This is a genomic window from Sphingopyxis soli (assembly GCF_018682675.1).
Classification (GTDB): Bacteria; Pseudomonadota; Alphaproteobacteria; order Sphingomonadales; family Sphingomonadaceae; genus Sphingopyxis; species Sphingopyxis soli.
Genome location: NZ_JAFMTR010000035.1, coordinates 18503 through 35994, shown reverse-complemented (window position 1 = coordinate 35994; position 17492 = coordinate 18503). Strand labels below are relative to the sequence as shown.

Sequence of the window (17492 nt, the reverse complement as noted above, 5' to 3'; positions counted from 1 at the left end):
CGTCTCAAAAATGTCGGGAATACGGCTTCACGGAACCGGGTCGTAGCCGTGACCGCCCCAAGGATGGCAGCGCAATAGCCGCTTTGTCGCCAGCCAGCCACCCTTGATCGCACCATGGCGTTTGAACGCGACGATCGCATATTCGCTGCACGACGGGGCGTAGCGGCAGGTCGGCGGCAGGATGCGCGACGGGCCGAGTTGCCAGCCGCGGGCGATCAGGATGAGCAGCTTTGCGATCATGAACAAAGACCGGAAAACTGCCGAACTTCATTCGCGATTGCCCTTTGTTCGTCACCCCGGACTTGATCCGGGGTCCATGCGACCGCGGTGGTTATGGACCCCGGATCAAGTCCGGGGTGACGATAAGGGAGAAGGGCAACGCTCATAACGCCTTCGCCGCCAGCTTCTTCGCCGCGCGCTTTAGCGCCGAATCGAGATGCTCGCCGAGTTCGGCAAAGGCGATGTCGTTGCCGCCGGGGCGCCCGATCAGCACATGGTCGGCGCCGGCGATGCCCGATTCGCGAAGCGCGGCGCGCGCAAGTTCGCGGAAGCGGCGCTTAATCCGGTTGCGGGTGACGGCGTTGCCGACCTTCTTGCTGACCGTAAAGCCGACGCCCGGCTCATCGTCGCCGTCGCCGCGCGGGCGGACGAGGAGGACAAAGCCGGGCATAGGGAAGCGAAGGCCGCGGTTGGCGGCCAGAAATTCGCTGCGTTTCGATAGCGTTCGCACCAGACGGGCTGGCGCAGAAGCGCCGGCGCTTAGGCCGACAGCTTCTTGCGGCCGCGGGCGCGGCGAGCGGCCAGAACCTTGCGGCCGCCGACGGTGGCCTTGCGGGCGCGGAAGCCGTGACGGCGCTTGCGCACGAGGCGGCTCGGTTGATAGGTGCGCTTCATCGCGGTTTTCCCTAGATCTTGTCAAATGCCGTAACAGAAAAGGGCCGCCAGACGTGGGCGGCCACTGTTGGACGCGCCGATAAGCGGGATTCGGGGCAAAGTCAATCGCCATCAAGCGACTCCAGGGCGGCACGTGCCCGCCGCCGCGCGGCGCTGACGCGGCGCATGATCCGGTCGGCGCGCTCGCCGTAGCGCGGGTGACTGCGCTTGAAGCGGACATAGCGCCGCTTGGCCCACGCGCTGTTCTGGAGGCAGAGCATCAGGCCGACGGGGAAGAGGATGATGAAGCCGGGGCCGGGAAGCACGCCGACGACCGGCGCGGCGACGATCAGCAGCACGCCGAGCAGGAAGAGCGCGAGGCGAACCTGCGCATTACGCCGCAAGCGCTGGTAGAGGCTCCGTTTCGCCATAGGGGCGATGTGGGGAGCCTGCGGCGTGTTGCAAGGATAAAGCAGTTCGGCACGCCCGAACCGACGATCGCGCATGTCCGCTTTGGGGTGTTTCCAGACACTCGTCACCCCGGACTTGATCCGGGGTCCAGAAGGCGAGGGTGGCCATGGATCCCGGATCAAGTCCGGGATGACGAAGAGGGAATTATCCTCCCTGTGGCGCAGCCATGGGGAGGGGGACCGCTCGCGAAGCGAGTGGTGGAGGGGCCGCGACGTCGGCGCAAAAGCCCCTCCGTCAGCGCTCCGCGCTGCCACCTCCCCATCGCTGCACGACAGGGAGGAGCTTATGTCCGCTACCGGTCGTTTGCGGCCATTCGTGTGGATTCGGATCGAATGACCGGAATCGACCGGTTGCGGACGTCTAAATTACGAGCCACAGACACACCATGTTTAACTTCCGCTCGCCCAAATTTCTATGGACTGTTGGCGCACTAGCCATCGCGGCGAGCATTGGGATATTTCTATTGCGCGGCGAAATTCCGGTGGCGTGGGCACTGCTCGTCGTTGCATTTGCCACGCTTGTCGAGGCATCGACATCTCAGACGGCGGCGCAAATTGGGGCGATGCTTCTTGATAAGGACCGCGACGAGGTCGAGCGGCTGTCATATAGGCCCCGCGGGGCAATGCTTCGGTGTTGTTATCTAGGTTGCTTCGGCGCTTCAGCCGTTTTCTTTGGTCGCGGCGGCTACAATCTTTTACCAGACGATGGCTGGGTAGTCGCATTCATCTTCGTGCCCATCTTGCTTTACTATCTTTGGGCAGGCGCGAGTCACTTCAGGTCGATCTCTCAAACTGCCCGTCGAGAAAATTGGCAGCGCCAGAAATTACGCGGTTAACGTCCGCTCCCCCACCCCATAGCGGTCATCAACGCTGTAGGGCCCCGGTGACGCACTCGGCCACCTTCAGGCCGCAAGCCGCCACCCCGTCGCATCACCCTCCCCCGCCGAACCCGCGTCTCCGCCCGGGGCCACCGCCAGCTCGCGCCGCGCGATCCCCGACAGTTGCAGCGCCAGCTTCGCCTTGAACGGCGGCACCCGGTCGAGTGCCCGCAGCAACAGGTTGCGCACCCCGCGCCGGACCCGCCCGCGAACCAGCGCCAGTTTCGTCAGCCGTCCCGCCAGCCCCAGCACCGCCTCGGCGGCCGGACGGCGCCGCGCGCCATACGCATCGAGCAGGCTTTCGGGCGCGCCGCGCACGACGCGCGCCAGCAACGGTGCCAGCAGCATCGCATCGACGATCCCGGTGTTCATCCCCTGCCCGCCCGCGGGGCTGTGGACGTGCGCGGCGTCGCCCATGACGAGCAGGCGGCCGTCCCGATAGGTGTCGGCGACGCGGTGGTGGACGCGGAACGCCGAACTCCAGTGGACTTCGGCGACCACCGGGACGACCGCCGGCCCGCCGCGCTCGGGGCCGCGCGTGTCGAGCAAATGCTGGATCGCGGCGCGATCGGGGCGCTCGCCTTCGTGGCGGTGCGTCGCGACGATACGATGGCGTCCGCCGGGCAGCGGTGCGACGACGACCATCCCCGCGGGTGAGAAGAACAGCGACACCTCCTGCTCGCGCGGGGGCACCGCGAAGCTCACATCGGCGAGCACGAAGCTCTCTTCGTAGCGTCCGCCCTCGAAGGCGATGGTCGACGCCTCGCGCACCTTGCTGTGCATCCCGTCGCCGCCGACGACGTAGCGAGCGCGGATCGTCCGTTCGCCACTCCCGGTCATCACGCGCACCGTCACGCCGTCCGCATCCTGCGCAAGGTCCAGCGCCTCGACGCCGCGATGCACCCGGCCGCCGAGCGCGGCGAGCCGCTCGGTCAGGATGCGTTCGGTGACGTCCTGCGGCAGCATCAGCACGAAGGGATAGCGCGACGGCAGCCGGTCGAAATCGATCGACATCAGCCGGTGGCGCCGGTCGCGCACCGCAAAGCGCGTCATCTTCAGGCCCTCGGCCAGCATCTGTGGCACGACGCCCAGCGGTTCGAGCATTTCCAGCGTGTGCGCATGGATCACCCCGGCGCGCGACAGATTGAGGCCCGCCTCCAGCCGGTCGATCAGCAGATGGTCGATCCCCGCCTGCTGCAGCGCGGTGGCGAGCGCGAGCCCGGTGGGGCCGGCGCCGACGATCAGCACGTCGGTCTTCATCTTCATCGTCTCGACTCCTTTTGTCAACATTTGTTGACTTTTCTCACATGAGCTTGTTTTTGTCAACAATCGTTGATAAATGTTGCGCCATGGTCGACAAGCCGTTGAAAATGAAGAAATCGGAACGCACGCGCGCGGCGATCGAAGCGGCCGCGCGGCGGCTGTTCGCCGAGCATGGCTATGAGCGGACGGGGATTCGCGACATTGCCGCGGCGGCGGCGATCGATCCCGCGATGGTGATCCGCTATTTCGGCAGCAAGGACCGCCTGTTTGCCGAGGTCGCCGATTTCGACCTGGGCCTGCCCGATGTCGCCAGCATCGATCCCGCGCATGTCGGGCGGACGCTCGTCGCGCATTTCCTGGCGCTGTGGGAGGGCGACAGCGCGAACGGCGGCCTGCCGGTCCTTCTCCGTTCGGCGGCGTCGAACGAATTCGCGGCGACGCGAATCCAGCAATTGTTCGCAGCCCAGGTGCTGCCCGTGCTGCTGTCGCTCGGTCCGTCCGCAACCGCGTCGCAACGCGCCGGGCTCGTCGCCAGCCAGATCCTCGGCCTCGCGCTCACGCGCTACGTCCTCGCGCTGCCTCCCGTCGTCGCGCTCGACCGCGAAACGATCCTCGCCGAGGTCGGCGCGACGGTCCAGCGTTACGCAACCGGCGGCTAGGGCAGCAGCGCGGCCAGCGCGCGTTCGACCATCTGCGCCGCGGCGTCGGCGCCGAAGCTCGCGGCGTCGAGCGAGAGTTCGAGCCACAGACCGTCGACCATCGCGGTCAGCATGATCGCCAGCCGGTCGGGATCGCGCGCGCCGCACGCGACGAGCAATTCGCCGAGGCGCGCGCGATAGCCGGCGTAGCTCGTCGCGTGGATCGCCGCCATCCGTGCGTCACTCCGCGCCAGCGCCCAGAAGGCGGTCCATGCGCCGAGCAGTTCGGGATCGGTCACCGGCGCGCGGAAGCTCGCGGTGAGGTAAGCCGACAACCGCGCGCGCGGATCGGCGCCGGCCGCTTCCACCGCGCCCGCGAAGATCGCGTCCATCCGGTCGCTCGTCGCCTGATAGGTCGCGGCGACCAGGTCGTCGATTCCCTCGAAATAATGGCGCAGCAGCCCGGGCGACACCCCCGCCTGCGCGCAGATCGCGCGGACGCTCGTCCCCGCGAGGCCATGTTCGGCCAGCACCGCCGCGGTCGCCTCGATCAGGTCCGCCCGGCGGGCATCGGCGCTTTCGCGCGTAAAGGCTTGGCGAGCGGCGGTCATGTTGTTATACAATCGTACAACAAGGAACGAACCATGGCAACGCTGCGCGACACCTTCGACACCATCGACCCGCTCCCCACCGATTCGCTGGACGGCTGGTCGCTCCCCGCCTGGACCTACAGCGACCCCGACTTCTACGCCGCCGAAATGGACCGCATCTTCCGCCCGAGCTGGCAGGTCGCCTGCCACGACAGCGACATCCCGAACACCGGCGACTGGCATAGCATCGACTATTGCGGCGAGAGCGTGATTCTCGTACGCGGCACCGACCACATCGTGCGCGCCTTCACCAACGTCTGCCGCCACCGCGGCTCCCGCCTCGTCGATGGCGCGGCGGGCTGCGCGAAGAAGCTCGTCTGTCCCTATCATGCCTGGACCTACGAACTCGACGGGCGGCTCTCTGGCGTACCCGACAGCGCGAGCTATCCGACCCTTGACAAGGGCAAGGCCGGACTCGTACCCGTCGGGCTCGAGCAATGGCGCGGCTTCTGGTTCGTCCGGCTCGACGATGACGGCGGCCCGTCGGTTGCGCACATGATGGCGCCCTATGAGGCGATGATCGACCCGTACCGTTTCGAGGAGCTGGGCGCGCTGGGCCGGGTCACCCTGCGCCCGCGTGCGGTGAACTGGAAAAATGTCGGCGACAATTATTCGGATGGCCTCCACATCCCCGTCGCGCATCCCGGCCTCACGCGCCTGTTCGGCAAGAGCTATGGCGTCGAGGCCGAGGATCGCGTCGACCGCATGTGGGGTGATCTGATCGACCGCCCGTCGGTCAACTGGTCGGAGCGTATGTACCAGCGGCTGCTGCCGCCCGTCCCGCATCTGCCCGAAGACCGGCAACGCCACTGGCTCTATTTCAAGCTCTGGCCCAACGTCGCCTTCGACATCTATCCCGATCAGGTCGATTTCATGCAGTGGCTGCCGACCGGCCCGACCACCTGCCTGATCCGCGAGATCAGCTATGTGCTACCCGACGAGCGCCGCGAGATGAAGGCGGCGCGCTACCTCAACTGGCGCATCAACCGCCAGGTCAATGCCGAGGACACCGAGCTGATCACGCGCGTGCAGCAGGGGATGCAATCGAAAAGCTTTTCGATGGGGCCGCTCAGCGACAAGGAAGTCTGCCTCAAACATTTCTGCGCGCGGATGCGCGAGATCATTCCCGAGGCGCGGCTGGAGCAGGCGCCGCCGCCGGGGTGGAGCCGGGCATGACGATAATTTTCCCGTTCGCATCGAACGAAGTCGAGATGCCCATCGGGAGTGCGCTGCCTCGCGGCGTCTCGACTTCGCTCGACACGAACGGAGACCGATATGGCTGAGGTTCACCGGGCCATCATCGTCGGCGGCGGGCCCGCCGGCATGGTCGCGGGGCTGCTCTTTGCCCGCGCCGGCGTTCCCGTCGCCATCCTCGAAAAACATGCCGATTTCCTGCGCGACTTCCGCGGCGACACGGTACATCCCTCGACGCTCGAACTGTTCAACGAAATCGGACTGCTCGGCGAGCTGCTGAAGGAGCCGCACGCGGCGATCGATACGATGACGCTCAATCTGCTGGGCGGGCGCTATACCATCGCGACGATGAAGCACCTGCCCGTCGCGGCGCCCTTCGTCGCGATGATGCCGCAATGGGATCTGCTCGATTTCATCGCGGGGCAGGGCAGGCGCTACCCGACCTTCGATCTGCGCATGTCGACCGAGGCGACCGGGCTGACCTATGACGATACCGGCCGCGTCAGCGGCGTGACGCTGGCAAGCGGCGGAACTTTGCCTGCGCGGCTCGTCATCGCCGCCGACGGACGCCGCTCGGTCCTGCGCGACGCTGCCGAACTGCCGCTCGAAGATCTCGGCGCGCCGATGGACGTGCTCTGGTTCCGTATTCCGGTGCCCGCAGGCATGGACATGTCCGACGTCGCGCTCGGCACGATCGACAAGGGGGGGATGGTCGTTGCGATCCCGCGCGGCGATTATTGGCAATGCGCTCAGATCATCGAGAAGGGCGGCTTTGCTTCGATCGAGGCGCGCGGGATCGCGGCCTTTCGCGCGCGGATCGTCGAGATCGCGCCTGGACTCGCCGCCGGGATCGGCGCGATCCGGAGCTTCGACGACGTCAAACTGCTGTCGGTCGCGCTCGACCGGCTGACGCGCTGGTCGCGTCCCGGTCTGCTCGCGATCGGCGATGCGGCGCACGCCATGTCGCCCGTGGGCGGCGTCGGCATCAACCTCGCGGTGCAGGATGCCGTCGCGACCGCGAACATCCTCGCCGCGCCGCTCGCTGCCGGGCGCGATCCCGATCCGCTGCTCGCAGCGGTGCAGGAACGGCGCTGGAAGCCAACGACGCGGATGCAGGCGATCCAGCGTTTTGCGCACCAGCGCGTCATCGAACCGATGCTGCGCGGTGAAATCACCCGCGTGCCCTTCGCGGTGCGCCTGCTCGACGCCATCCCGCTGCTCCGCCGCATTCCGGGCCATATTCTCGGCCTCGGCTTCGACCGCCAGCATGTCCAGTCCCCGCTTGCGAAAGAGTTTTCATGACCAAAGCCTATGACGCCCTGATTATCGGCGCCGGCCACAACGGCCTCGTCTGCGCCTTCTATCTCGCCAAGGCGGGGCTGAAAGTGCGCATCGTCGAGGCGCGCGATGTCGTCGGCGGCGCCGCGGTCACGGAGGAATTCGCGCCCGGCTTCCGCAATTCGGTCGCGAGCTACACGGTCAGCCTGCTCCAGCCGAAGGTGATCGCCGACATGAAGCTCGCCGATTATGGCTATCGCGTCATCGAACGCCCGATCAGCAATTTCCTCCCGCAGGAAGATGGTGGTTACCTCAAGCTCGGCGGTGGGCTGGAGCGCACGCAGGCCGAGTTCCGCAAGTTTTCGGGACGCGACGCCGACGTGCTCCCGGCCTATTATGACGCGCTCGAAAATGTCGCCGAACTGCTCCGCGACCTCGCGCTGCGCGTGCCGCCCAATGTCGGCGAAGGGATGCGCACGCTTCTCGATGGCGCCCGGCAAGGGCGGCGCTTCGCCACGCTCAGTCTCGAACAGCAACGCGATGTGCTCGACCTGTTCACCAAGTCGGCGCGCACGATGCTCGACAGCTGGTTCGAGAGCGAAGCGGTCAAGGCCGCCTTCGGCTTCGACGCGGTCGTCGGCAATTACGCCAGCCCAGACACCCCGGGCAGCGCCTACGTGCTCCTGCACCACGTCTTCGGCGAGGTGAACGGCAAGAAGGGCGCGTGGGGGCACAGCGTCGGCGGGATGGGCAAGATCACCGAGATCATGGCGAAGGTCTGCCGCGACCTGGGCGTCGAGATCAGCCTCGAAAGCCCCGTTAACAAAGTCCTCGTCGATGGGGGCAAGGCGGTCGGGGTCAAGCTGGTGAGCGGCGAGGAGATTGCCGCGGCGCGCGTCATCGCCAATGTCGGGCCGAAGCTGCTTTATGAGCGGCTGATGGATACCGGCGACCTGCCGGCCGACTTCGAGCGCCGGATCAAAGGCTTCAAGGCGGGCAGCGGCACGTTCCGCATGAATGTCGCGCTGTCGGAGCTCCCCAGATTCTCCTGCCTTCCCGAACCGGGCGAGCATCATCAGTCGGGGATCATCCTGGCGCCGACGCTCGATTATATGGACCGGGCCTTCCTCGACGCGAAACAGCATGGCTGGTCGAAGGCGCCGATCGTCGAGATGTTGATCCCCTCGACCGTCGACGACAGCCTTGCGCCCGAGGGTTGCCATGTCGCGAGCCTCTTCTGCCAGCAATTCGCCCCCGAGCTGCCCAATGGGAGAGATTGGGACGATGAGGAGGAAGCGGCCGCCGACGCGATCCTCGACACGGTCGAAAGGCACGCACCCGGCTTCCGCGCCAGCATCGTCGGCAGCACGCGCCTGTCGCCCAAGGGACTCGAACGCAAGTTCGGCCTGGTCGGCGGCGACATCATGCACGGCAATATGAGCCTCGACCAGCTGTGGGCCGCGCGCCCGGTGCTCGGCAACGGCGGCTATCGCGGACCGGTGAAGGGGCTCTATATGTGCGGCGCCGGCACGCACCCGGGCGGCGGCGTGACCGGCGCGCCGGGGCATAACGCGGCGCAGGTGATCCTACGCGATCGGGGCTTCTTCGCGCCGCGCTGGCGCTGAACGACGCATCAGGACATAGATGGGAAGCCCCGCCGCGGTCATCGCCAGGCTCCACAGGCTCGCTTCCAGCCCGGCGCCGTAAAAGGCCCAGCAGCTGTAGGCGGCACCGACGAGCGTTACTGCCGCGAAGCCCGGCGACACGCGCAGCTCGCCGCGACGTTCGAGCTTCAGGGCAGCGAGGCTGCCGACGACGTAGAGGATGATCGCTGTCGAGGTCGTTACCAGCACCATGAAGGTGAAGAGCCCGGCCAGGCCGCGCGAATAATTGGCGTAAACGACGACGCTCGCGAGCGCGCTCGACAGGATCTGTGCGGCGAGAGGCGAGCCGAACCGGTTGTCGCGGCCGAGCAGCGACGGGAGAAGGCGGCGGTGCGCCAGCTCGCGGGGAATCTCGCCCTGCAGCAATACGAAGCCGTTGAGCGCGCCGAGCGCGGCGATCGCCGCGAAGATCGCGACGACGTCACCCGCCGTCGGGCTTACAAGGGCGCCGAAGAAGGTCGCATAGGCGGCGTTCGATTGCTGGAGCGTGTCGACCGGCAGCAGCAAGGTCACCGCGGTGCAGGAGAGGAGGTAAAGCAGGCCGGTCGCCGCCGCCGCGATTAATGTCGCGCGCGGGATCGTGCGTTCGGGATCCTTCACGCGATCGCCGACGATTGCCGCGCTTTCGAAGCCGAGCAGCGCGAACAATGTCAGCGTCGCGGCGCCGCTGATCGCCGACAGGCTGACCGGCGCGGTGTGCGCCATCCCCTCGACGCGCGCCTCCCCCGTACCGAGTAGCCACAGCGCGACGCCGATGGCTCCGATAACCGGCACCAGCTTGAGCAGGAGGGTGATGACCTGCGTGTTCCCAGCGCGGCGCACACCGGTGAGGTTGATGAGGGTGAAGAACCACAAAAAGCCGATCGCAAGCAGCGCCGCAAGCGGCCCCTTCTCGCCCAGCCGTGACGCGACAATCGACAGGTTGCTGATCGCCGCCACCGCCAGCGTCGCGTTCGCGGTCCAGCAGCTGATCCAGTAGCTCCACGCGACGATGAAACCGACCCCGGGGCCGAAGGCGGCGTCGGCATAGGTAAACGCCGCGCTGCCGCCCGGCAGGCGGCGCGACAGGCGCGCAAAGATCAGCGCGAGGCAGAGGGTTCCGGTGATCGTCACGCCCCAGCCGATCACGGCATTCCAGCCGAGCGGGGCAAGGTCGCGCGGAAGCAGGAACACCCCCGACCCGATCATATTGCCCATGCCGAGGGCGATGCACATCAAAAGGCCGAGCTTTTGGCTCGGCCTTTCGGTGCTGGTCGCGCTATCGGTCACCAGATCAGAACTTGGCGCCCAGCCGCGCCCCGAGCGTCTGGGGCTGGTTCACGAGGATCTGCACACGACCGTTGCACTGCCCGCAGTTCGAGAAGCGCGACAGCTCGGCGCGCTCGTCGAACGCATTCTGCAGGAACAACTCGAAGCTGTAGCGGCTCCAGTCGAACCCGATCGCGAAATCGACCGTCGTAGATCCGCGAATGCGGCCAAGCTCGTTCGCGACATCGACCCGGATATCCGAACTCGCCGACCCGCGATGCGCGATCACCGACTGCAGGTGCAACTCGCCCGGTCCGACCGGGAAGGCATAGCGCACGGTGGCATTGCCGTTGAACTTCGGCGTGACGGGCAAGCGCGTCCCCTTCGGCGCCGCGATCGAATTGTCGGGGTCGGCGGTACATTGATACGTCGGATCGTCGATCGCGCAGAGATTGTTGCGCGTCTTGGCGTCGGTGTAGGACGCCGCCGCCGAGATCGTCAGCCCGTCGGTGGGCCGAATATTGATGTCCGCCTCGATCCCCTTGATCCGGGCATTCGGACCATTGTGAATCTCGGTAAAGCTGTTGAGCCCCAAGAAGGAGAACTGGAAACGCTTCCAGTTCTGCAGATAGACGGCAGCGTTCAGGCGAACCATCCCGTCGGCGAGCGTAGTCTTGATCCCGAGCTCATAGTTGGTGAGGAAATCGGCGTCATAGGGCGCGATCGTTGCGCGACGATTGATGCCGCCCGGCCGGAACCCCCGCGACCATGTCGCATAGGTCAGGACATCCTCGCTGGGTTTCCACGTCAGGTTCAGACGGTGGGTGAAGCCCGTATCCTTCGTCCGCTTGGGGACCAGCTTGCCGTTCACATAATCGGCAAGGTTGGTACAGGGTCCGCCTTCGACCTCGGCGGGGAGCAGGGTACCGCCCGGATTGTCGCGCAGGATCGCCCCCGTCGTGGTGTAGCAGCCGGCAACACCGGTCCGCGAGCTGCCTGCGCCATTGAACGGCGGGCCATTGGGATTGCGGCCGAAGCCGAAGAAGCCGATCAGGCTGTTGTCATATTTGTAATAACGCCCGCCCCCGGTCAGCGTGACCGTCGGGGTGATGTCGAAGCTCGCCTCGCCGAACGCCGCATAATCCTTGTCGACACGCTTCTGCTCGGTGAGCCACAGCGTGCCCGGACGACCGTTGACCGACAGCGCGTCGGCGAGGCCGGGGACGATATAGTCCTGGTGGATTTCGTTGCTCTGGCGCTGGAAGAACAGCCCAGCGACGACACGGAAGCGCGAGTCCTGCGGCGACGAGATGCGCAGTTCCTGGCTCAGCTTGCGGAAATGGTCGGTGCCGATGATATATTGGCGCGGGTCGATCGTGTCGCCGGCATTGTCCTGGAAATAGAAATAGCCGGCTAGGCCGCCATAAGAGGCATAGAGCGCGTCATAGGCCTCGGCATAATCGGTATAGTCGTTGATCTGGTACGTCTTGCGGTCGAGATAGGCGCCCGCATAAGTGACGTCGAAATTGCCGAGCTTGCCCTCGATCGTCAGCGCCGCCTGGATGAACTTGTCGCTGCGCGAGTCGGGATAGAAGCGCTGGACCTGCAGATCGCCGACAAGCGGGTCCTGCGCAAAGGTTCCGTGGCTCTTTTGCTTCTGGTAGAGGACTGTCGGCGTGATCGTCCAATTGTCGTCGAGGTCGACCTTCAGCGCGGCGCGGCCACCATAGATTTCGGCATCGTTGAAATCCTTCTCGACGAAGGCGTCGTTGTCGACAGTGATGCCGCCGGGCGTCGGCAGGAACGAGCGGGTTCCGGGCACATTGTCGATATAGCCCGCGTCCTTCTGGTACCAGCCGACGAGGCGAACCGCGGCCATTTCGCTGAGCGGCGCATTGATCATGCCTTCGAGGCGGCCGCCGGTGCCGCCATGCTTGATCGTGTTCAGCTCGCCGTCGACGCGGCCTTCGAAGCCCGCCGTGCTCGGCTTGTTGGTGATGATGCGGATCGTGCCCGCCTGCGACGAGGCGCCGTAGAGCGTACCTTGCGGACCCGCGAGCGATTCGATGCGCGCGATGTCATAGATATGGACGTCGAGCGTGCCGCCGATCGTCGTGACCGGCTGTTCGTCGAGATAGACGCCGACGCTGGGCAGCGAGCCCGAATGGTTGCCGTCGCCGCCGCTCGCGACGCCGCGCATATAGACGGTGGTGACGCCCGGCTGGCTCGACTGGAAGGAAACGCTCGGGAGGAGCTTCGAGAAATCCTGGAAGTTGGCGACGTTCAGCTGGTCGAGCTTGCGCGTCCCGAGCGCCTGGATGCTGATCGGAACATTCTGCAGATTTTCCTCGCGCTTCTGCGCGGTGACGATGATCTCGTCGTCGGCGCCCGCATCCGAAGCGCCTTGCGCCATCGCGGCCCCCGGCGACAGCATCGTCGTCGACAAGGATGCCAGCAGCACCGCGCGGCGTGAAAAACGAAACCCCATACAGACCCCCCTGTTTATGCCGACGCCGTTTGTTGCAGCGCAATGCGGAAGGTGTGCCAGCTTTCGGGCAATCGTCAATCGAGGCGCATGAAAATGGCGGCTGCGGCTCGCAGTTTCGCGACCACTATGACAAAATTGCAACAATAAGCTCAGGCGCGAACCGGATATTGCGTCAGAACCGGCCCCAACGCCTCGACAAGCGGGCCGAGCCACGGTTCCATCGCGCGCCACTGGTCGACGCCGTCGCGGTTGATCGGGCGCCGCACCTGCTCGGAGCTCGCGGTACGAACGGCGCGGTCGTTGGCATGAAAGTCCAGGCACGCCTGCTCGAACGGGAGGTCCATATAGGCGAGCATCGCGCGCACCTCGCCTTCGAGGTCGCCGATCACGCGTTCATGAAAGACGCGGTGGACGTGACCGGGCAGCACCGTGTCGAAATGGTCCATCAGCTCGACATAATCGGCATAGTAGCGCCCCATATCGGTCAGGCTGTAGCTGAATGCCTGCCCGCGCGCGAAATGCTGTTTGAAGTTGGAGAAACAGCAATCCATGGGATGACGCCGCGCGTCGATGATCTTGGCATGGGGGAGGATCAGCCGGATGAAGCCGACATGCAGCCAGTTGTTCGGCAGCTTGTCGATATAGAAGGGCTTGCCGCTCTTGCGCTGTACCTGCGTGTCGCGGAGATATTGCTCGCCAAACTCGCGCGCCTCCGCGGCGGTCAGCCGGGCGATCCCGCCCATGTTCCGCGCCTTGGCGAACAGTTTCGGGATATCGGGCAGTTCCATCGTGCCCTCGATCATCGAATGGCTCGACAGGATCTGCTCGATCAGCGTCGATCCGGCGCGCGGCATCCCGACGATGAAGACCGGATCGGGTGCGGCGCAGCCATGATCCGGACGCTCGGCAAAAAACGCCGCCGTGTACAGCACCTTCGCGTGATCGACCGATGCGCGCGTCTGACCGGCGTCATAATCGAGCATCGCCTTTCGCAGCGCATTGCCGCGGTCGTAATGGGCGAAGGCTGCTTCGGCCTGCTGCCGGTCCTCATTTGCCTTGCCCAGCGCGAAATGGAGGTGGAAGCGATCCTCGGGCGCGATGTCGCCACGTTCGAGCGTCTCCTCCATCGCCGCCAGATCGGCGTCGCCGAAACGGAAAGTCTTGAGGTTGGCAAGGCTCCACCACACCTCACCGAGCGAAGGACGAAGCTCGATCGCCTTGCGATAGGCCGCGACAGCGTCGGCCTGCCGCCCGACCGTCTTGAGCATATGCCCGTAGGACATCCATATCTTCGGCTGCTTGCCGAAGGTCTGCAGCACCTTCTCGTAAAGTTCGAGCGCTTCGTCGAATTCGCCAACGCGCCCGAGCGCCGCGGCCTTCAGATTGGCGTTCATCAGATTGTCGGGGTCGACGATCTGCAACTTTTCCAGCTCCTCGACAGCCTCGCCCGATCGCCCCTGCCGGTGCAGGACGGTCGCGAGGTTCGAGCGCGCCGCCAGAAATTCGGGCGCCAGTTCGAGTGCGCGGCGCAGCAGCGCCTCGGCGTCACGATAGCGTTCGATGCGCGCCGCGAGTTCGGCAAGCATACGGATCGCTGCAACGTCGAACGGATCCTGCTTCAGATGCGCCTTCAGCACCGGTTCGGCGTCGTGGAGCCGGCCTTCGGAAAGCGCGAGCGCCGCCGCAAGCAATTCGGGGTTGCGAAGCCCCCGCTCGATCGATCGTTGCGCGTGGTTCGCCGTCATCCTCAGCCTTTGTCCCGCGCCTTGGCGATCGCGCGGCGCAGCGCGTCATAGCCGACCTGGCCCTGGAACAGCTGGTCGCCGACAATCCAGGTCGGGGTCGCGTTCAGCTGCAACTGCGTTGCGAGCGCGAGGTTCGAATCGATCTCGCGCTGGAACAAGGCCTCGTTCGCCGTCGCGTCGGCGCTGCCGTCGGTGACGACGCCGGCGCGCGAGGCGGCGGCCGCGATCGCCGAGGGGTCGAGCGACGACGCCTGGAACATTGCATGATGGAATGCGTCATATTTGCCTTGCCGCGCGGCGGCGAGCGCCATGATCGCGGCGTCGCGGCTCTGCGGCGAGATGATCGGCAGTTCGCGGAACACGACCTTCAGGCGCTTGTCCTCGCGGAGCAGCCGGTCGACGTCGGGGACGCTCGCGCGGCAGAAACCGCAGGCATAGTCGGTGAAGACGACGAGTGTGACATCGCCGTCGGCATTGCCCGCCCAGGCGCCGGCATAGGGCTTTTCGAGCGCCGGACGCACCGCGTCGACGGCCTTTGCCATTTCCTTGTTCCGCTGCGCCTCGAAGGCTTCGGGCACGATCTCGGGGTGCGCGCGAATATAGTCGGCGACGATGGTTTCGACCTCGCCCTTGCTCATGCCGCCGCCGAAGCGGCCGCCGAGCCAGAAGGTCGCGCCAAGCAGCAACACGGCGCCGAGCGCGATCGCCCAGAGCGGCGCGGGAAGCGCGGGCGCCGCCGGTGCGGGGCGCGTCGCGACCGCCGGGCGGTAGGGCGCGCGCTCGTCGTCGGCCGGCCCCGACAGCGAGGGCGGCGGCGTTGCCGATGCGGCCTTGGCCCGCGACGATTTCGCGGGACGCGGCGCAGCCGCCTCGATCGGTTCGCCAGCGAACAGCGGCAGATCGGGCGCCGCTACCGGCGTCTCGGCCATGCGAGCATCGGCTTCCTCGCGGGCGAGCAATTGCTCGAGCCCCGACGGCGGCGGCGCCGGTTCCTCGCGCGGCGCCGGTCGTAATCTGGTGGCGGCGCCGCCGATCCCGTCACGGATCGTTTCGCCGCCGGCCCTCGCGGCGTTGCCGAGCCCGGCCTTCGCCTTGTCGGCGACCTCGCCCAGCCCGCGCCCCGCCTCGCTCGACAACCGCGAAACCTTGTCGCCGAGTGCCATCTTGTCCCATGCCGCGCCGCTCGCCCGGGCCGCCGCGCGGCTGGCTTTTGCCGAGCCACGCCCCACCGCGCGCGCAGCGCGCACGGTCAGGTCGCCGGCTCTTTTAGCAAGGTCGCGCGAGCGGCGCGGGATCTCCATCGCCTCGACGCGCGCCGGAATGTCGGCCCGTTCTCCGACGTCGATCGTCCAGTCCGCGAAGGCTTCGGCGCCGTCGCGGATGCGGTCCCACAGGTTCGCGGCGCTCGCCTTGATTGCTTCGGGCTTGACCAGCGGCTGACGCGGCTTGTCGCCCGCCTTGTAGCGCGCGAGGTCGATGCCGACCGGCGGTTCCTCCTTCGGCTTCGCCAGTCCGCCCTGGTCCAGCGCGTCGCGCATGGGCACGCCGCCCGGCGTCGGGGCCGGGTCGCGCAGCCACGGCTGGTAATAATCGTCTTTGCTGTCAGTCACTTGTCGCCCTTGAGCATCGCCGATGCGATGCGTCCCCATCGTATCCTGTTCGAATCTAGCGTCTTTTGCGCGCCTGTTCCACCTCGGCGCGCGACACCAGCGCAATATCCTGTGCACGGATCCAGTCGGGCGACCCTTCGGGCAACCCCTGCATCGCGGTTTCGGCATTACGCAGCGCCAGCGCCGACTGTCCACCCTCAAGGCTGTAACGCTCGGCCGAAGCGAGTGCCGCGCGCGGCTGGTCGCCCTTGTTCGCATAGACGATGCCCAGTTGGTACCAGGCGAAGGGATTCTGATTGTCGAGCGCCACCGCGGTCTTGAGCACCTTTTCCGCTTCGGCGAAATTGCCGGGATCTTCGGTCGCGATCAGCGCGTGACCGAGCGTTGCGGCAATCAGGGGCTGCGAGCGCGAGTTGGCCACTGCCTCGCGGAGCGGCGGAATCGCGTCTTTGGGCCGCCCCGATTCGAGCAGGACCTGCCCTTCGAGTTCGAGGAAATAGGGGTCGTGCGGGTTGCTTTTCAGCAAGCCCTCGACCTCCCCGAGCGCCTTGTCGGGGTACGCGCTCTTGTGCCAGGCGTAGGCGCGGGCGTAGCGCGCCGGGATGCTCGTGTCGCTTTCGGGATATTTGCGCAAAGTGCGGTCGGGGTCGGCGATATAGCCCGACAGTTTCGCCTTGATCCGCTGGAAACGCGCTTCGATCGCCGGGTCGGCGGGTTTGCTCCAGGCAGGGTCGACGACATAGACTTCGCGCAGCGCCTGGATGCGGTCGCCCGACATCGGGTGGGTGCGGCCATAGGCCTGATCGTCGTCCTGCTTGATGCCATAGCGGAACTCGAGATTCTGAAGCTTCTTGAAGAAGGCCAGGCTGCCGCGACCGCTGATCCCCGCCTTCGACAGATATTGCGCGCCAGCGGCGTCGGCGGTCGATTCCTGGACACGGCTGAAAGCGAGATATTTGCCGAGCGCGGCCTGCTGACCCGCCATCAGGATGCCCATGCCGGCCTCGCCGCCGCCCGCCGCCATCGCCGCCGCGCCGAGCAGCAGGCTGAGAAGCGAAATGCCGGTCGCGGTTTTCGCGCCCTCGCTCGCCCGGATCGCGTGGCCGCCCATGACGTGCCCGAGTTCGTGCGCGAGCACGCCCTGCACTTCTTCGGCGCTGTCGGCGGCCTCGATCAGCCCGCTGAAGACATAGATGTCCTGGCTGCCCGCAACGAAGGCGTTGATGCTGCGGTCGCCGAGCAGGTGAACACGCACCTGCCCCGGCTGGAGCCCCGCCGCGACGAGCAGCGGATCCATCATGTCCTGGAACAGCGCCTCGGTCTCGGCATCGCGCAGGATCGACTGCGCCATTGCGGGCCGCACCGCCACGGCGACCATCGCCACCAAGGTCATGAGGATTCGCAGTAACGCATGGGGGCCATGCGCCCGGTGCGCCTTGTACGACGGGGAAACGGTCATCGCCGACTGTCTCGCGCCGCGCGCCTGAACCTCG

Annotated in this window: 16 protein-coding genes; 5 read left to right on the top strand and 11 right to left on the bottom strand. The window is 66.3% G+C overall.

What is annotated here, in order from left to right:
- Positions 1 to 27: 27 nt before the first annotated feature.
- From yidD to J1N50_RS04775, 4 genes are all read right to left on the bottom strand, one after another.
- Positions 28 to 240 carry a membrane protein insertion efficiency factor YidD gene (gene yidD / locus J1N50_RS04790; protein WP_215350597.1) on the bottom strand — a complete coding sequence of 71 codons (213 nt, stop codon included), beginning with the start codon at positions 238 to 240 and terminating at the stop codon, positions 28 to 30.
- Positions 241 to 382: 142 nt separating this feature from the next.
- Positions 383 to 730: a ribonuclease P protein component gene (gene rnpA, locus J1N50_RS04785; protein WP_215350596.1), complete on the bottom strand. Its 348-nt coding sequence runs from the start codon at positions 728 to 730 to the stop codon at positions 383 to 385.
- 29 nt (positions 731 to 759) lie between these two features.
- The gene (rpmH, locus tag J1N50_RS04780) at positions 760 to 894 is read right to left on the bottom strand and encodes a 50S ribosomal protein L34 (protein WP_003046693.1); all 135 of its coding nucleotides are present in this window, start codon (positions 892 to 894) and stop codon (positions 760 to 762) included.
- 101 nt (positions 895 to 995) lie between these two features.
- Positions 996 to 1304: a hypothetical protein gene (locus J1N50_RS04775; protein WP_058456827.1), complete on the bottom strand. Its 309-nt coding sequence runs from the start codon at positions 1302 to 1304 to the stop codon at positions 996 to 998.
- Positions 1305 to 1729: 425 nt separating this feature from the next.
- Here J1N50_RS04775 and J1N50_RS04770 point away from each other — a divergent pair, with 425 nt between their 5' ends.
- Positions 1730 to 2179, top strand: coding sequence for a hypothetical protein (locus tag J1N50_RS04770; RefSeq protein WP_215350595.1), 450 nt, complete (start codon positions 1730 to 1732; stop codon positions 2177 to 2179).
- Positions 2180 to 2245: 66 nt separating this feature from the next.
- Here J1N50_RS04770 and J1N50_RS04765 read toward each other — a convergent pair whose 3' ends face one another.
- A complete protein-coding gene (locus J1N50_RS04765) occupies positions 2246 to 3487 on the bottom strand; it encodes an FAD-dependent monooxygenase (protein ID WP_215350594.1) in 1242 nt (413 codons plus the stop codon).
- A 104-nt stretch (positions 3488 to 3591) separates the two neighbouring features.
- Here J1N50_RS04765 and J1N50_RS04760 point away from each other — a divergent pair, with 104 nt between their 5' ends.
- The gene (locus J1N50_RS04760) at positions 3592 to 4143 is read left to right on the top strand and encodes a TetR/AcrR family transcriptional regulator (protein ID WP_215350593.1); all 552 of its coding nucleotides are present in this window, start codon (positions 3592 to 3594) and stop codon (positions 4141 to 4143) included.
- Here the strand turns inward: J1N50_RS04760 and J1N50_RS04755 are convergent.
- Positions 4140 to 4733 carry a TetR/AcrR family transcriptional regulator gene (locus tag J1N50_RS04755; protein WP_215350592.1) on the bottom strand — a complete coding sequence of 198 codons (594 nt, stop codon included), beginning with the start codon at positions 4731 to 4733 and terminating at the stop codon, positions 4140 to 4142. The genes J1N50_RS04760 and J1N50_RS04755 overlap by 4 nt on opposite strands.
- A 33-nt stretch (positions 4734 to 4766) precedes the next feature.
- Between J1N50_RS04755 and J1N50_RS04750 the strand changes: the two genes are divergently transcribed.
- The 3 genes from J1N50_RS04750 to J1N50_RS04740 all read left to right on the top strand — a co-directional run bounded on the left by J1N50_RS04750 (position 4767) and on the right by J1N50_RS04740 (position 8869).
- Positions 4767 to 5948 carry an aromatic ring-hydroxylating oxygenase subunit alpha gene (locus tag J1N50_RS04750; protein WP_215350591.1) on the top strand — a complete coding sequence of 394 codons (1182 nt, stop codon included), beginning with the start codon at positions 4767 to 4769 and terminating at the stop codon, positions 5946 to 5948.
- Between the two features lie 99 nt (positions 5949 to 6047).
- Positions 6048 to 7268, top strand: coding sequence for an FAD-dependent oxidoreductase (locus J1N50_RS04745; protein WP_215350590.1), 1221 nt, complete (start codon positions 6048 to 6050; stop codon positions 7266 to 7268).
- Complete coding sequence (locus J1N50_RS04740) at positions 7265 to 8869, top strand: phytoene desaturase family protein (protein WP_215350589.1); 1605 nt, start codon at positions 7265 to 7267, stop codon at positions 8867 to 8869. The genes J1N50_RS04745 and J1N50_RS04740 overlap by 4 nt, the downstream gene beginning before the upstream one ends.
- On the opposite strand, the gene J1N50_RS04735 is transcribed toward J1N50_RS04740, so the two are convergent.
- From J1N50_RS04735 to J1N50_RS04715, 5 genes are all read right to left on the bottom strand, one after another.
- Positions 8831 to 10177, bottom strand: a complete 1347-nt coding sequence (locus J1N50_RS04735; protein ID WP_215350588.1) for an APC family permease — start codon at positions 10175 to 10177, stop codon at positions 8831 to 8833. The genes J1N50_RS04740 and J1N50_RS04735 overlap by 39 nt on opposite strands.
- 4 nt (positions 10178 to 10181) lie before the next feature.
- Positions 10182 to 12644, bottom strand: a complete 2463-nt coding sequence (locus J1N50_RS04730) for a TonB-dependent receptor (RefSeq protein ID WP_215350587.1) — start codon at positions 12642 to 12644, stop codon at positions 10182 to 10184.
- Positions 12645 to 12793: 149 nt separating this feature from the next.
- A complete protein-coding gene (locus J1N50_RS04725) occupies positions 12794 to 14389 on the bottom strand; it encodes a tetratricopeptide repeat-containing sulfotransferase family protein (protein ID WP_215350586.1) in 1596 nt (531 codons plus the stop codon).
- 2 nt (positions 14390 to 14391) lie between these two features.
- Positions 14392 to 15999: a DsbA family protein gene (locus tag J1N50_RS04720; RefSeq protein ID WP_343227842.1), complete on the bottom strand. Its 1608-nt coding sequence runs from the start codon at positions 15997 to 15999 to the stop codon at positions 14392 to 14394.
- Positions 16000 to 16054: 55 nt separating this feature from the next.
- Entirely contained in the window at positions 16055 to 17458 is a 1404-nt protein-coding gene (locus J1N50_RS04715) for a M48 family metalloprotease (RefSeq protein ID WP_215350584.1), read from the bottom strand.
- Positions 17459 to 17492 lie beyond the last annotated feature (34 nt).